We start from the raw sequence: 16712 nt of genomic DNA, 5'->3' as shown, positions 1-16712 counted from the left end.
AAGGTATTAGTTTAGTATCTTTGGTAAACATCAAACTTACTAAAATGAACTTTTTTGTTAACTTTTTAATATCCATTGACCAACTTGGTAACGTAATTGCTGGCGGTAATCCGGATAATACGATTTCCTCCCGAGTTGGATATTATACCGAACGATATTATCCTCCTGAAAAAGTTCCTTTAAAATGGAAAATTCTCAGGAATATTATAAATTTCACCTTCTACCCTATTGATGGTGAAGATCATTGTAAAGAAGCTTATTTCAATGATGCAGGGGAAGAATTCGATAAGGGAACCAGTGATATTGCTATTGCTGTTTTAGCCATATTAATAGTTGGAAGTTGTTTCTTTATTGCTATTCTTTTTTATCTCTTATATGCTTTTGGGATTGTTTCACCTAAAAAGATCAATAGATCAAAAAACATTAAAGAACGTTTACGTATTGCAGAAGCCAAATTAAAAGGAGTTCATACAGAGCTAAATGAACATCGAATACAAGTTGATAAAGAGTTAGATGAAATCATAGATGAAACACAAAATACAATTGAAGAAATAGCGCAAAAAATTGAAGGAATCTTAAGATTAAAACAACGATTAGTTCACTATAAAAAACAGAAACAAAATACTACCCGATAAATATGATAACTATAGCTATGGCAGAAGACCATCAAATGCTAATTGATGGTGTAAAGTCTTTTTTTGAATACGATGATGATATAAACATTATTGGCACAGTAAATAACGGTGAAGATCTTGTGAAACTAGTTAGTTTAAAACAACCCAAACTTGTTATTACAGATATTCGTATGCCTAGAATGGATGGTATAGAAGCTACCAAACGTATAAAAATACAGTTTCCTCATATCAAAGTATTGGCTTTAACCATGTTTGATCAACCTGAAGCAATTAAACAAATGTTAGATGTAGGAGCTTCTGGCTATCTCTTAAAAAATTCGGGTATTAAAATGCTATCTAAAGCAATTGTTACTGTAGCCAATGGTGAAACTTTCTTTGATCCGAATGTAGCTTTTAACTTTATGAATGATTACATTCAAGAAAATGTAACTATTGGAAAATCGGAAAAGGTAACTCTTTCTAATAGAGAAAAGGAAATTCTACAACTAATTGCTAATGGAAAAACCTCTAAAGAGATTGCCCAGGAACTTTTTATTGCCAAAACTACTGTAGACACTCATAGAAAAAACATGATTCGTAAACTTAATTTAAATGGAGGTAATGAATTGATTAAGTACGCTATTGATAAAAAGTATCAGTTTTAGTTTAGACTTCTTCTCTATTCACTAAATCGATAGAAAATGCCGGTAAACAAATCGCTATATATTCACATGCTTGATCAAAAGGGTTGGAATATTGAACACGGACATTTTTTTCAATTTTTATAGATTGTCCAGCTTCTAAAACAATTATCTCTCCATCAATGTTGAATTGCTTTTTTCCTTTAATGATATAAGTGTACTCTTCAAATTCAGGAGTTTGAAAAGGTTCACTCCAACCAGCTGGAGCTACCATGTGAGCAATACTTATTTGACCTTCTTTATTCGTTGCATTTCCAAAATGCTCTTCTATTAACTTACCGTCGGTAGTTGGAACAACAAACGGTGATTTTTGGATTGTATATTTTTTACTCATATTTCCTTAAATAAAAAATCCGAAATTTTCATTTCGGATTCTTATATATTAGTTAAACCAAATGGTAAATGATTTCATTTTAGCTAAATCAGGTATTTGTTCAATACTTACTTTTTGAGTACTAAACTCTTTTAATCCAAGTTCTTCTTTATCTATAGCAATGGTTGCGTTTAACTCATCTATAAATAAAGTAGCAGATGTAAATGATGTTTCTACCTTATCAATTTTGTTATTATTATTAATTTCTTGGAAGTTAGAGTTAATATTCAATCCTGTTTTTGTTTTATACCTATTGTCAAAAATCTCAATACTTCTAATGGTAGATACAGAATCTAATTGCTCTTTAGGAACGATGGTTAGCAAGTGCTTCCCTCCTTTTTCAAATACATGGTATTTATCATCTTCCTGAAAGTAATTGTCTCCTTTAGCACCTTCACTCAACACCTTTACGATAGAATCATTTTCAAAAATTTTATCTAACTGCTGAATAGTTGTTTTGGTAGTCAATTCTCCTACTTTTCCCTTAGCTACATCATATTTGCTATTGCTACATTGATAAAAAGTAATCATTCCTACTGCTACTACTAAAACTTTTACTATGTTTTTCATTAATTATAGTTTTTATATATAACGTTGATATTTGTTTCCTATTATTTCAATACTTTCTTTAATATTCCAAAAGCAGCTCTTATAAAAGTAGCACTTGTTAATACCTTTACAACAGGATTCATACGAGTACTTCTACTTCTAGTTGAACTAGATCTTCTACTTGTTTTTTCTTTTTCCTTTCGAGCTTCTTCTTCTGTTTTTTCTTTGTTGATTTTATCAATTTTATCATTCAAAATTTCATAAGCACTTTCTCTATCTACTTCTTTATTGTACTTAGTAATCAAACTAGAATTATCAAGAACTTCTTTTATTTCTTTATCCGTTAATACATCCATTCTACTCATTGGAGCTCTTAACATAGTTCTTGCTAACGGAGTTGGAATTCCTTTTTCATTTAATACGGAAACTAATGCTTCCCCTATTCCTAACTGAGTTAACACCTCTTTAGTATCGTAATACTCTGAATCTGGGTAATTCTCTGCAGCTAACTTAATAGCCTTTCTATCTTTTGCAGTAAATGCTCTTAAGGCATGTTGCACTTTTAATCCTAATTGTGCCAAAACATCTTCAGGAACATCTTTAGGGTTTTGCGTTACAAAATATAACCCAATTCCCTTTGAACGAATTAGCTTTACAATACTCTCTATTTGACTTAATAAAGCTTTCGATGCTTCATCAAATACCAAGTGCGCCTCATCTATAAAAATAATTAGTTCTGGTCTCCCACTATCTCCTTGCTCAGGAAATGTTTCATATACCTCTGCTAATAATTGTAACATAAATGTCGAAAATAGCTTAGGCTTATCTTGAATATCTGTTAAACGTAATACAGAGATGACACCTCTTCCATTTTCATCAATACGCGTTAGATCATCAACGTCAAATGATTTTTCTCCAAAAAATAAATCTCCTCCTTGTTGTTCTATTTCAACAATCTTACGAAGTATTGCACCAGTACTTGCTGTTGAAATACGTCCATACTCAGCTTGAATCTCATCTTTACCTTCATTGGTTATGAATTGAAGAATCTTTTTGAAATCTTTTAAATCTAATAATGGTAACTGATTATCGTCACAATACTTAAAAATAATTGCCACAATACCAGATTGCGTTTCTGTTAAATCTAAAATTCGTGACAATAACACAGGACCAAATTCAGAAACAGTAGCTCTCAAACGTACTCCTTCTTGTTCTGAAATTGATAAAATTTCTATTGGAAACTTTTTAGCATCAAATGGAATTCCGATCTTCTCGTGACGTTCATCAATTTTCGGATGTCCAGGACTTGGCTGTGCCAATCCGCTTAAATCTCCCTTAATATCCATTAGCAATACAGGTACTCCTTTTTCCGATAAGTTTTCTGCTATAACTTGAAGTGTTTTGGTTTTTCCTGTTCCTGTTGCTCCGGCTATTAAACCATGTCTATTTAAAGTCTTTAAAGGCACATTAACCAATGCATTTGTTACGGTCTCCTCACCTAACATTCCAGCTCCCAAGGTGATAAAATCTCCCTTACAAGCATATCCTTCTGTTATATGATTAAAAAAAGCTTCTGTATTGCTCATTCTTGATGAAATTTTTGATAAAAATACTATTAATATTAGCATTTCAAAAACTCGCTACATTTTATTTAGTAATTTTACTCGTAAGCATCTTACTTAAATATTGACAAATCATTCAAAACCTACTTTTTATGAAAACTAAACTTTTTATTGCACTTGTTTTAACTTTTTGTTTCTTGTCATGTACCACAAACGAAAAACCTTCTTTAATTTTTCATAAGTCAAAGTTAGAACGTAAAAAAAATGCTCCTTTTTCTGATGCTGTTGAAGTTGGAAACACTTTGTATTTAGCTGGCCAAGTTGGGATTAACCCAAATACTAAAAAACTCGCTGGAGATAACATTGAAGCACAAACAGAACAAGCCTTGCAAAACATAAAGGAAGTGTTGGGACATCATGGATCTGACTTAGAACACGTTGTGAAATGCACTATTATTTTAGCCGATCTAAACGATTTTAAGGCATTTAATGCAATTTTTCGTAAATATTTTCCTGAAAATAAGCCTGCAAGAACTACCTTTGCAGCCGATTTATTAGTAGGTGCTAAAATCGAAATAGATGTAATAGCCGTAAAAGTAGATGGATTTAAAGACGCAAGAGTTAATTAATAAAGGAGAAATGCTTCCATTAATGGAAGAGTTTTATACCATTCAAGGTGAGGGTGCTCATACAGGTACTGCTGCCTATTTTATTAGAATTGGTGGTTGTGATGTTGGATGCCATTGGTGTGATGTAAAAGAAAGTTGGGATGCTAATTTACACCCTCCGACACATACCGATATAATTGTTGAAAATGCAAAAAAGTATGCAGAAACAGTAGTTATTACTGGTGGAGAACCATTAATGTGGGATTTGGACTATATCACAAATCAACTACAAAAGAATCAGATTAAAACACATATTGAAACTTCAGGGGCTTATAGTTTCTCTGGAAAATGGGATTGGTTTTGTTTATCTCCAAAGAAAACAAAGTTACCTTTAGAAAGAGCTTATAAAGAAGCTGATGAATTGAAAATGATTATTCATAACAAAAATGATTTTCAATTTGCTGAAGAACAAGCTGCCAAAGTAGGTGAAAAGTGTAATCTTTTCTTACAACCTGAATGGAGTAAAAAAGAAAAAATGACACCTATGATTATTGATTATGTAATGAAACACCCTAAGTGGCGTATCTCTTTACAAACTCATAAATACTTAAACATACCATAACAAATAAAAAAGCAATCTAATTAGATTGCTTTTTTATTTCAGTTTAAATCTATTATTGCAGTATGCTTAGCATTCCAAATAAATTAGCTCCACCTAAAATTATTTCAAACACAATTCCTTGTATAATTTGTTTGTTTGGTTTTCCATCTGAAAGTAAACTAATAATCCTTCCAATAGCAAAACCGATGAAGATTAAAGTACCTACCATGAATGAGGTATATGTTAATTCAGAAACTATAATACCTAGAAGAATAACTATTCCAGCACAGAGCATTACCGCACTCACTCCTCTAACTTCATTTAATAAATCAACATCTTTATTTAATTTTATTCCTGAGCTCTTTAAATAAGTTTTTATTGGATTGGTTAACCTCATTAACCCAACAAAAAGTAGCATTAAGCCTGATAGTAATAAAATAATAGTCTTTACAATTTCCATTTTATATTGCTTTTAATTAATTATGCTGCAATATTAAAATGCTACTATGACAGCGGTATGTCAGGGGTATTTTGATCTTTTATGTATTTCTCAAAATATTTTTGAATTGTCATTTTATGTGGAGTAAATTTAGCTCCTTCCACAATAAACTTTTCTATAAAGTCTATTCTAAAGTTTCTAAAATCATTTCTTAATCTACAAAAGGCTACTAACAAAAAGTTTCCATTAGTACTATATACTGCAAAAGGCTCTATTTCTCTTTCCGTTGTTTTTCCTTGTGAAGATTTGTATACAATATTAGCTACTTGAAAGTGTATAATTGCAGACTGAATCTTCATTAAATTGTCACTTGTTTTTGTATAATTATTGTTTCCTCCGAAATATACTCTTTCTGCGAGCAATTCTGCATTTCCTTTTTGAGAATACCGTAAAATTGATTTGACCTTTTCAATAACGTTAGAAAAACTATCAATGAGCGATTTGTCTTTATTCTTTATTACTATTTGTTCAACGGTAATTAGTGCATTCGCTTCTTCTTCGGTAAATAAAACTGGAGGAAGATGATAGCCTTCCATAATAGAATATCCTTTTCCTTCTTCTGTTATAATTGGAATTCCCGATTGTTCAAGTGAACGGATATCTCTGTAAATGGTTCTCACACTTACTCCATGTTTTTCAGCCAAATAAGAAGCCGTTACAATTCTTTTAGATTGTAATTGAGTTATAATAGCCGTTAATCTAGAAAGCCTTGGTTTTTCTTTATCTTCCATAAATGAAAAAAGATGAAGGTTAAAGTATTATAAATGTACGCATAAAAAAACTCGTTACATTACTGTAGCGAGTTTCCATATTGTTTTTAAATGAAAGTTTATTCTTTATAAACTCCCATATTGGCATATTTATCCATACGTTGTTCTACCAAATCAGCTTCTGATAAATCTTTTAATTCACCATATGCTTTAAGAATTTGATCTTTAACAGCTAAAAAGGCTCCTTCTCTATCTGAATGCGCTCCTCCTAATGGCTCTTCGATAATTTCATCTACTAACGCTAATTTTTTCATATCATCAGCTGTTAATTTCAAAGCCTCTGCTGCTTGTTCTTTATATTCCCAGCTACGCCATAAAATAGAAGAACATGATTCTGGAGAAATTACTGTATACCATGTGTTTTCCATCATGTATACTCTATCTCCTACTCCAATACCTAAAGCTCCTCCTGAAGCTCCTTCTCCTATTACAATAGTAATAATTGGAGTTTTTAAACGCGTCATTTCAAAGATATTTCTAGCAATTGCTTCTCCTTGTCCGCGCTCTTCAGCTTCTAAACCTGGATATGCTCCTGGAGTATCTAATAAAGTTACTACTGGAATTCCAAATTTTTCAGCCATACGCATTAAACGTAAAGCTTTACGGTATCCTTCTGGATTTGCCATACCAAAATTACGATACTGACGTGTTTTTGTATTGTATCCTTTTTGTTGACCTATGAACATAAAAGATTGATCTCCTATTTTCCCTAAACCACCAATCATAGCTTTATCATCCTTTACACTACGATCTCCGTGTAACTCCATAAAAGTATCTCCACAAAGTGCTTTAATATAGTCTAATGTATATGGACGATTTGGATGACGCGATAATTGAACGCGTTGCCATGGTGTTAAGTTTTTATAGATATCTTTCTTAGCTTTTGCTAATTTATCTTCTATTTTCTTACATGTTTCAGTAACATCAACATCACTCTCTTCTCCTATTTCAAAACATTTTGCCAATTGATCTTTTAATTCTTTTATTGGCATTTCAAAATCTAAATATTCCATTGTGTTTTGTTTGATTTCTTAAAATAGTTAGTCGTTTGTAAAGGCAAACATACTAAAAAAATTATACAGTTTAACGTTTAGTTTACACTCTATTTGCCTTTTATTTTCTTTTTAATTGTACTTGTATTCTTTAATATTCCATTCAGTAGAACTACAAATAAAACTATTAAAGCTCCGTAATAAAACTCTACATTCATTTGCTCTTTCTCGCCAAAAATAAAGAGTGCTAATACAATTGCATAAACCGGTTCTAAATTTATGGTAAGCATCACCGTATATGGAGTTAAGTACTTCATTACATGAACCGAAGCTATAAATGCATAGGCAGTACATATACTACTAAGTATAAATAAATAGAGCCAATCATTCGTTGGTAATTGGAAGAATTCAATTGAGAATCCACCTATGATTATTAGGTAAATTGTTACTCCAACAACCCCAAATAATAATTGGTAAAAAGAGATAACATCGGCTTCATATTTTTTTATGTAGAGTCCGTTTAAAACGGCAAATAATGCCGATAGAAACGCAGATATTAAAGCATATATAATTCCTAAAGTATATTGGCTTTCGAAATTAAAGATGATATACAGCCCACCTATGACTAACAGCCCTAATACTATTTCTATAAGTTTTATCTTTCTTTTAAAATAAAATGGTTCTATCAACGATGCAAAAAAAGCTCCTGTACTCATTGTTACTAATGCTACTGAAACATTAGATACCTTTATAGCCTTGAAAAAAGTTACCCAATGTAATGCTATTATTACTCCTGTAATTGCAAATCTGAGTAATCCTTTTTTATCTACTTTGAATGACTTCTTTCGGATAAAAAAATACAATGCTATAAATACAACAGCAAGTAACATCCTATACCATACCAATGGTATTGCATCTATTGAAATTAATGCGCCTAGTATTGCGGTAAACCCCCAAATAAAAACAATTAGATGTAAGTGAAGATAATTTTTTAATTTATTTCCTTGCATTGAAATATAAATAAATAGCATAGGTACCAAATACCATATTAGGAACCCAAACGTTTAACAATGAATTAGCTCCTGCTACCGCTCCTAAAACTTCTGCCACTTTTAAGAAGAAAACGTAAATAAACATTATTGTTATACCTAAAGCTAAGTTGACTCCCATTCCTCCTCTTCTCTTTTTATGAGCTAACACTACCGCTATCAATGTTAAAATATAACATGCTACAGGTAAACTTGTTCTTTTGTACAATTCTACCCAAAAAGCATTTAAGTTCTTTACTCCTCTCTTTTGAGATATTTCAATAAATCTCTTTAGTTCTGGAGATTCCATTTCTTGAGGCACAATTGATTTATAGTTAAAATCTTTTGGTGTAAATGCAAAAGCGGTATCTAAACTATTCCCACTAAAAATACTGTCTCTTTTTTTGAAAATTTTTCTTTCTTTCCATGAGTACAAAACAAAAGAACTATCTTTTTCTTTCCATTTTATATTATCAGCTGTTAACTTATATTTTAGTTTAATTCCTTCATAAGTTTCAGTAGAAAAGTTATACCCAGCATTTCTTTCTAAATCAAAATTTTGAATAAACACATACGTACTATCATTTATTTGTAAACTAAAGTTCTTAACTGTTTTATCTGAATACTTCTTTTTCTTTAAGTATTTTTTCTCAAACCCCTTCCTAACTTTACTACTAGATGGTACCACATAATGATTCATCATAAAAGCCACACTTGCTACTATGGATGCTCCAATTAAATAAGGGTATAAAAAACGTGTAAAAGAAATTTGAGAACTATTTATAGCTACAATCTCAGAGTTATTGGCTAGTTTAGAGGTAAATAGTATTACTGCAATAAATAATGCTAATGGCATAAAGGTATTAGCATAATAAATAATAAAATTTATGTAGTAATCATTGACAACCTCAAATAACGTTAACGTTTCTTGTCTTAAAAATTTATCTATTTTTTCTGCAATATCAATCGCTACCGCAATAGGTATTAATATTAACAATGTGAAAAGAAAAGTTGTTAAATAACGTTTTAATATGTACCAATCTAGTTTTTTCAAAAGGCTTTAACTATAAACGTTTGTTCATTTGTTTTACCATTCTATCTTTCCATTCCGTAAAATCTCCAGCTAAGATATGCTTACGAGCTTCACGAACTAACCATAAATAGAATCCTAAATTATGAATTGAGGCTATTTGTTTACCTAACATTTCTCTTGCTGAAAATAAATGACGTAAATAAGCTTTAGAATACATGGTATCAACATAAGTTATTCCCATTTCATCTATTGGAGAAAAATCATTCTCCCACTTCTTATTTTTAATATTTATACTACCATGAGCGGTAAACAACATTCCGTTACGTGCATTTCTAGTAGGCATTACACAATCAAACATATCAACACCTAAAGCTATATTCTCTAAAATATTAATTGGTGTTCCTACTCCCATTAAATAACGTGGTTTATCTTCAGGTAAAATACTACAAACCACATCTGTCATTGCATACATCTCTTCTGCTGGTTCACCCACTGATAGTCCTCCAATTGCATTTCCTTCTGCTCCAACCGAAGCAATAAATTCAGCCGATTGCTTTCTTAAGTCCGTATACGTACTTCCCTGAACAATAGGGAACAAAGTTTGGTTATAGCCATATTTTGCTGGTACTTTTTCTAAATGGTTTATACAACGTTTTAACCAACGATGTGTCATATGCATAGATCGTTTTGCATAACCATAGTCACAAGGGTAAGGTGTACACTCATCAAACGCCATAATAATATCTGCTCCAATAGAACGCTGAATTTCCATTACGTTTTCTGGTGTAAAAAAGTGTGTAGAACCATCAATATGACTCTTAAACTTCACTCCTTCTTCATTGATCTTTCTTCTCCCAGATAAAGAATACACTTGATATCCACCACTATCTGTTAAGATACTTCTATCCCAATTCATGAATTTATGCAATCCACCTGCCTGCTCTAAGATATCAGTTTTCGGACGAAGGTATAAATGGTAGGTATTTCCTAAAATTATATCCGGATTAATTTCATCTTTTAATTCTGATTGATGTACTCCTTTTACTGTAGCAACCGTACCTACGGGCATAAAAATTGGAGTTTCTATAGTTCCGTGATCAGTTGTTACAACACCAGCACGGGCTTTACTTTTAGGGTCAGTAGTTTTTAATTCAAATTGCATAGTTGGCAAAGATACGTATTTGGTTAAATTGAATAACTTAAAAGCTTCTTAAATCTATTTTTTCCTTTTTCTTCCGAATCTTGATTGAAAACTAGACTTATTGCTGGTCTTTGAATTAGTATTCTTAGGGTTTCTTTTAGGTTTCTGGTCTATTTTAGAAGCTTCTTCTGTCTTGGAAGAAGAGGAAACTAATTGATTAATTATATCCATTTCATGCGATGTTAATTCTCGCCATTCTCCTACTTTTAAGTTGCCCAAATTCACGTTCATTATTCGAGTTCTCTTAAGCTTCTTAACTTCATACCCCAAATATTCACACATTCTTCTAATTTGTCTGTTTAATCCTTGTACTAAAATTATCTTGAATGTTTTTTCATTGATACGTTCAACTTTACATTTTTTTGTAACCGTCCCTAAAATTGGTATTCCATTACTCATTCTTTGCAAAAATCGATCGTCAAAAGATTTATCTACTGTGACGATATATTCCTTTTCGTGGTTATTTCCTGCTCGTAGAATTTTGTTTACAATATCTCCGTCATTTGTTAGGAAAATAAGTCCTTCTGAAGGTTTATCTAACCTACCAATAGGAAATAGTCTTTGGGGATGTCCAATAAACCTAACAATATTCTTTTTTTCCTTACTATCTGTAGTACAAACAATACCAACTGGTTTATTTAACGCTATATATATGGTTCTTGGTTTTGTTTTTAATGGTTTTCCATCAATCTTAACAACATCTCCTTCAAATACGCGATTGCCTAGTTGTGTAGGCTTACCGTTTATTGTTACTCTTCCTTCCTTAATAAATTTTTCAGCATCTCTTCGAGAACAAATCCCTGTGCTACTGATATATTTATTAAGGTTTATTGATTTTTCGTTTGATTTTTCCATTGGTACAAAGAAAAAGAAAATCCTCAAGTTATACTTGAGGATTTTCTTTTTATCGTTATTTTAATTATTAAAATATAATCATTTTTTGCGTACAACGTGCTAAACTTGGCCTTCTTTCATAATCGAATCCTAAGGTTACCATATGTGTACCATAATTAAAATCTTGTGTCTTATTTACATTAATACTGAATCCATATGACATGTAAAGATTTCCTTTCTTCAATCCAAACAATGGAGCTATGGCATTAGGCTCAAAGAACTGATCGTTTAAGAATGTGTAACTTACTCCAGCCCAAACATATCCTTCATTTATTCCTTTTCTGACTTTCACATTCATGTCTGTTCTAGAACGTTTATCAAACTCTCTATACTCTACTAATACAGAAGGTTCTATTTCAACTCTACTACTCATTCGAGCAAAAGTATAAGAAGTAAACACACTAAAACGTCTTAAAATATCCGGTTCATTTGGTCCAAATGTTTCTTCCAACTTCTTATTTAGAATGTTAGAAGCATTTACACTTATGGCAAAACGTTCATAACGATATAGCATCCCTACATCAAAATTAGATTGGTGGATATTTCTACTTGCCTTTCCACTATTGGTATTATCTTGTGAAGTGTCTTGTCCAAATTGTAGAAAATTATAACTCAAAGCAAAAGATAAGAAACTATCGTGAAAATCACTCAAGGTTAAGTGGCTCGCTAAAGATAACTTCGCTCCAATTTGAGATGTGAATCCATTTTTATCATTAAAAATTGTGATTCCTCCTCCAAATCTATCTGCTAGTCTTGCTTCCACAGTTAAAGACTGTGTATCTGGTGCATTCTTAACACCAATCCATTGACTTACTCCATTTAGTCTAATCTTTAATCCTGATCCAATACCTGCATAGGTTGGAGATATTAAAAAAGGATTGTCTGCAAGGTGACTTACATATTGCGGTAAATTCATGTCTTGTGCTTGTAAATTTACACTGCACAAAATGATACTTAATATTGCTATTATTCTTTTTTTCATTCTATTTCTTTCTATCTGTAAAGCGTAAAGTGTCCCATTAATTTTCTTCTTTGACCTGATAACTCTTTATAATAAATTGTATACCAGTAGTCTCCAGATGGTAAAGGTTGCCCTTGGTAAGTTCCATCCCATCCTTGTTGCACTCCTCTAAACTTAGCTATCTGACGTGCATAACGATCATAAATAAACACTTCTAAATCGTGATAATCTTCAACCTCTTCTGGATACCAATAATCTCCATCTCCATCTCCGTCAGGTGAGAATAAGTTTGGAACTTCAATTGTTACATATACTCCTTCTACGGTTTGCTCTGCGGTACATCCAGTACTATTTCTAGTATCTTTTACTACGATGTTGTAATCTTTTGTTTGTAAAATTTGAATTACATACACATTACTTCCAGCAAGTCCTAAGTTTGGATATTCTGAAATATTACTTGTTTCAAAATCACTTCCATCATAACTAAATAGATAATCTCCATTACCTCCAGTTGCAGTTATGATTAAGTGGTTTTTAACAGAATCATCTACCGTAAACTGAACCGCTTGATAATCTATTACATCAATTGGGTTAGAGTTTGAATTATCTGAACAACCATTTGTTAAATGATTTACTGTTACTGTATATCCAGTTCCAGCTGGAACATCAATAAATTGACCATCTCTATTTCTCTCAATTTCAGTAGCTCCATTGAATAAAATATATTCAACTTGATTTTCATATCTCGTATCTACAGATGCTAATAAAATATTTCCTGTAGGACATGAATATTCGAAATCTACTGCTAAATCTAAATCAATAGGATCACTAAACGTATGCGTAACTGATACACTTGGACATCCTCCTCCACTATCTCTTACACTAATAAAGTATGGATTTCCTGCTTGAATACCTTCTGCCGCACTTAACGTAATTACATTTTGGTTATATGGTGTAGGTAATTCAACATTATTAATACTTACAAAGAATGGTTGTGTACCTCCTTGTACATCAATTGTAATAGATGCTGCTGGATCATTAATACACGTTTGTTCTACCGTATTAACTATTTGAATTTGCAACTCATCTGGTTCTTCAATTTCAACCTGAATTACTTCAACACATCCTTTAGTATCCTTTACAGTTATCGTATAAATTCCTGCTGCTAAATTTTCAAATACATTATTTCTAACAAACTTATCTACAGGTTCTGTACTAATGTTGTATTCATAACCTCCAGCTACATTACCTCCTGCTGGAGTGATTGTGATCGTACCATCAGCTCCTCCGAAACAACTAACGTCTGTATGTGCTTCAGCTAATGTAAGTGGATCTGGTTCTCTAATTTCATGTAAACCTGTATCTGCTGTACAAACTTCTCCTAATCTACTTGTACTTCTAACTCTAATACCATATGATCCTACTGGTAAACCACTAAACATATTCGATGTTTGCCAAGTACCTGTTACTGGTGTACTTGTTCCATCTAATAATAAGTATTCATAGTTTCCGAAACCACCTGTAGCACTCGCCGAAAGTACTCCATTAGCATCTCCGTTACACGTTACAAATCCTTCAATAACACTTAAGTTTGGTACTAATGCATCATAAGCATCTACTGTAACTGTAAATGGATCTGAAATACATAATGCCATATCACGAACATAGAACCTGTGTTGTCCTGCATCTACATTAAAGATATTTGAATTCACAAAATTAGTTCCATCAATACTATACATATATGGTCCTGATCCTCCTGCCGCTGTAACTTCAACAACTGCTTGTGGAAGGTTACATGTAATATCTGCTGTTATCTGTGCAGTTGCTGTTACTTTTGTAGGATCTACAATATCTATTGGTCGAATAACTCCTTGACACGTGAATCCGTCTTCAACAATAATTTCATAACCATTTCCTTCAGGTAAATTGTTAAATATCGGTGAAGTTTGTGCTGCTGTTCTTGTACCATCTGGATGCACTAAAATATATGTATAAGTTGGTGCTCCTCCTTGTACTTGTCCTCCAACAACATTTACTGCCTCGATTGTTGCTGTCACTTCTCCGTTACATACATTTGGAGTAATTGTAAAGTTTCCAGTAATAGCAACTGGCGCATCTAATGTAAAGTTAACTGTTTCTCTACATCCTTCAGCATCCCTTACTGTTGCCGTATAATCTCCAGCTGTTAATCCAGAAATTGTTGCATTTGAATTAAAGTTTTGAATAGTTGAACCAGTTGTATTATTTACTAATTCAAACTGATATCCACTCCATCCTCCTGCGGCAACTAATACAACTTCTCCTGAATCTGTAGGGTTACAACTTACAAATGTTAACTGTGTGTTTAATGTTAAATCTGCCGTTGGTTGTACAATAGTAAAGTTTGCTGATTGTACACTACAGAATGGTGTATTTGGCATCGTTGCTACTACATAGTAATCTCCTGCTCCTAATCCGCCAATTGTAGTTGTTACTCCTCCATTTACTGGTCCACCTGTTAATACCGCCGCTGGATTTCCTACTGCAAATACTTGATAAGTATAAACATCTCCGTATGGTGTACTTGCATCAAAACTTACATCTACACTTCCAGCTGTTGTTCCAAAACATGTACTCTGTAAATTATCTGTTACTAAAGTAAACTCTGGTGCATTTCCTACTACATAATCTTCTGTATAAACACAACCCGTTACTGGATGCGTTGCAGATATTGAATAGGTTCCTGTAATTAATCCTGTGAACGTTGCTGATCCTGTTCCTAAAGCTACTGTTTGTGAAGCTGGAATCGTAAAGCCTGTTGGTCCACTTACAATCGCATAAGTAATGTTTGCAATATCTGGTGTAGTCTTAACAGTGATATCTTCTCCTGTTCCACAATCAATTGCTTTTACTAATCCAAACGTTAAATCATCGATTCCTTCAAATGGATTGATTGTTACTGTTTCTAAATCTGTACATCCTCTATCATCATAAACTGTAATCGCTACTGATCCTCCTAACTCTTCGGTTACAGTGAAATCAAACACTGAACTATCTTGAGTCACGGTAGCTCCTCCTCCATTTGGTGTAAATACAAATACTACTCTTGTATAAGTTCCAGTTCCGCCTACTATTGCTCCATTGTTTATTGATACTGTCGCATTGTTTGTAGTGTTTCCTGTTGTACAGTTAAACTGTGTTACAGTAATTGCTCCTGAAATATCTACTGGTGTATTCTCACTAATTGTTATGTTACGAGTACTTGTACATCCATTAGTTCCTGTTCCTGTTACGATATAATCGTCGGCAGGTAAGTTACTAAATACTAATCCTGTTGGTGCTGCTGTAAACGTTCCTGCAACATTATCTATCTGATAAGTTAATGGTGAAATTCCATTGTCTGTCTCAGTTATTGTTACCTCTCCTGTTGAACTTCCATTACAAATATTATCAACAGTTGCTGTAATATCAAAGTCTGGAGTAGTTGCTGGTTGAATTACTATTTGTTTTACAACATCACAATTTGGTGTTGCTCCTGCATCTGTTACAGTTACTGTATATGTATCTGCAACTGTTGGGTTAAATGTAATTGGGTTAGCTCCTATAGCTGTTCCTCCTGGTACTAATACTCCACTAACTGCTCCTACAACTGTATAAGTATAAGTTCCTGATCCTGGCCAGTTTGTTATCTCTAAACTTACTGCCGCCGGTGCTGGTGCCGAACAAGTTAACTTCTTTGTCTCTGTTAATGAGAAATCCAACGCTGGATCTATGGTAATTGGTGCTGATGCTCCTGGCCCACATCCGTTTGAATCTACTACATTAACTGTATAATCATCTGCTGCTAAATTCGTAAACGTGTACGTAGTAGCTGTTAACGTCTGAGACGATACAACTCCTCCTCCATTGGATAAGGTATACGTATATGTTCCTGTTCCTCCACCTGCAGTTACTTCAATGCTTCCGCCTGTACTTGTATCACAACTATTATCATTATGAGTCGTTCCAAAGGTTACAACCGCTGGAGCTGGCACATTAACATCTGTAAAACTTGTACATCCTACTGGATCTTGAATACGAATTCTATAGTCTCCTGCTGCTAATCCTGTAAACACATTGTTATTGCTATAAGCTACTAATACAGTACCTGTTAAGTTTTCTAACTGATACTCATAGCTACTCCATCCGCCTACTCCTGTTGCAGTTATCGTTGCATCTGCCACTCCTGTACAACTTACTGGTGGATTTACTGCTCCTGTAACTGAAATAGCTGCCGTTGGTTGTACAATAGTAAAGTTTGCTGATTGTACACTACAGAATGGTGTATTTGGCATCGTTGCTACTACA

Annotated in this window: 16 protein-coding genes; 4 read left to right on the top strand and 12 right to left on the bottom strand. The window is 32.9% G+C overall.

Features of this window, described 5'->3' with window-relative positions; translation table 11 throughout:
• Window positions 1–44 precede the first annotated feature (44 nt).
• Both Q0873_RS14400 and Q0873_RS14395 read left to right on the top strand, forming a co-directional pair.
• Window positions 45–635: a hypothetical protein gene (locus tag Q0873_RS14400; RefSeq protein ID WP_299108538.1), complete on the top strand. Its 591-nt coding sequence runs from the start codon at window positions 45–47 to the stop codon at window positions 633–635.
• 2 nt (window positions 636–637) lie between these two features.
• A complete protein-coding gene (locus Q0873_RS14395) occupies window positions 638–1279 on the top strand; it encodes a response regulator transcription factor (RefSeq protein ID WP_299108535.1) in 642 nt (213 codons plus the stop codon).
• Window position 1280: 1 nt separating this feature from the next.
• On the opposite strand, the gene Q0873_RS14390 is transcribed toward Q0873_RS14395, so the two are convergent.
• From Q0873_RS14390 to Q0873_RS14380, 3 genes are read right to left on the bottom strand one after another with little or no spacing between them, the layout of a single operon-like run.
• The gene (locus Q0873_RS14390) at window positions 1281–1649 is read right to left on the bottom strand and encodes a cupin domain-containing protein (RefSeq protein ID WP_299108532.1); all 369 of its coding nucleotides are present in this window, start codon (window positions 1647–1649) and stop codon (window positions 1281–1283) included.
• A 48-nt stretch (window positions 1650–1697) separates the two neighbouring features.
• Window positions 1698–2258 carry a hypothetical protein gene (locus Q0873_RS14385; RefSeq protein WP_299108529.1) on the bottom strand — a complete coding sequence of 187 codons (561 nt, stop codon included), beginning with the start codon at window positions 2256–2258 and terminating at the stop codon, window positions 1698–1700.
• 41 nt (window positions 2259–2299) lie between these two features.
• Window positions 2300–3823: a helicase HerA-like domain-containing protein gene (locus Q0873_RS14380; RefSeq protein ID WP_299108527.1), complete on the bottom strand. Its 1524-nt coding sequence runs from the start codon at window positions 3821–3823 to the stop codon at window positions 2300–2302.
• A gap of 128 nt (window positions 3824–3951) precedes the next feature.
• On the opposite strand from Q0873_RS14380, the gene Q0873_RS14375 reads away from it, so the two are divergent.
• The gene (locus tag Q0873_RS14375) at window positions 3952–4428 is read left to right on the top strand and encodes a RidA family protein (protein ID WP_299108525.1); all 477 of its coding nucleotides are present in this window, start codon (window positions 3952–3954) and stop codon (window positions 4426–4428) included.
• Window positions 4400–5029 (top strand): 7-carboxy-7-deazaguanine synthase QueE, encoded by a 630-nt coding sequence (locus tag Q0873_RS14370; protein ID WP_299108523.1) that lies wholly within the window; start codon window positions 4400–4402, stop codon window positions 5027–5029. Before Q0873_RS14375 ends, Q0873_RS14370 begins: the two co-directional genes overlap by 29 nt.
• A gap of 52 nt (window positions 5030–5081) precedes the next feature.
• On the opposite strand, the gene Q0873_RS14365 is transcribed toward Q0873_RS14370, so the two are convergent.
• The 9 genes from Q0873_RS14365 to Q0873_RS14325 form a co-directional block, all read right to left on the bottom strand.
• The gene (locus Q0873_RS14365) at window positions 5082–5468 is read right to left on the bottom strand and encodes a DUF4345 domain-containing protein (protein ID WP_299108520.1); all 387 of its coding nucleotides are present in this window, start codon (window positions 5466–5468) and stop codon (window positions 5082–5084) included.
• A gap of 44 nt (window positions 5469–5512) precedes the next feature.
• The gene (locus Q0873_RS14360) at window positions 5513–6238 is read right to left on the bottom strand and encodes a YafY family protein (protein ID WP_299108518.1); all 726 of its coding nucleotides are present in this window, start codon (window positions 6236–6238) and stop codon (window positions 5513–5515) included.
• 98 nt (window positions 6239–6336) lie between these two features.
• Window positions 6337–7290, bottom strand: a complete 954-nt coding sequence (locus tag Q0873_RS14355) for an acetyl-CoA carboxylase carboxyltransferase subunit alpha (RefSeq protein WP_299108517.1) — start codon at window positions 7288–7290, stop codon at window positions 6337–6339.
• 89 nt (window positions 7291–7379) lie between these two features.
• On the bottom strand, window positions 7380–8279 hold the full coding sequence (locus Q0873_RS14350; RefSeq protein ID WP_299108516.1) for an EamA family transporter: 900 nt from the start codon (window positions 8277–8279) through the stop codon (window positions 7380–7382).
• A complete protein-coding gene (locus tag Q0873_RS14345) occupies window positions 8266–9351 on the bottom strand; it encodes an LptF/LptG family permease (RefSeq protein WP_299108513.1) in 1086 nt (361 codons plus the stop codon). The genes Q0873_RS14350 and Q0873_RS14345 overlap by 14 nt, the downstream gene beginning before the upstream one ends.
• A gap of 10 nt (window positions 9352–9361) precedes the next feature.
• Entirely contained in the window at window positions 9362–10492 is a 1131-nt protein-coding gene (gene tgt, locus Q0873_RS14340) for a tRNA guanosine(34) transglycosylase Tgt (RefSeq protein WP_299108511.1), read from the bottom strand.
• A gap of 54 nt (window positions 10493–10546) precedes the next feature.
• Window positions 10547–11386, bottom strand: coding sequence for a 23S rRNA pseudouridine(2604) synthase RluF (gene rluF, locus Q0873_RS14335; protein WP_299108509.1), 840 nt, complete (start codon window positions 11384–11386; stop codon window positions 10547–10549).
• A 67-nt stretch (window positions 11387–11453) separates the two neighbouring features.
• Window positions 11454–12407, bottom strand: coding sequence for a type IX secretion system membrane protein PorP/SprF (locus Q0873_RS14330; protein WP_299108507.1), 954 nt, complete (start codon window positions 12405–12407; stop codon window positions 11454–11456).
• Window positions 12408–12418: 11 nt separating this feature from the next.
• On the bottom strand, window positions 12419–16712 hold a 4294-nt coding region (locus tag Q0873_RS14325; protein ID WP_299108505.1), incomplete at its 5' end, for a T9SS type B sorting domain-containing protein.

It is taken from the genome of uncultured Tenacibaculum sp. (assembly GCF_947498805.1).
Classification (GTDB): domain Bacteria; phylum Bacteroidota; class Bacteroidia; order Flavobacteriales; family Flavobacteriaceae; genus Polaribacter.
Note: the sequence above shows the minus strand (reverse complement) of the source record. Positions and strands in the feature narration are given on the sequence as shown.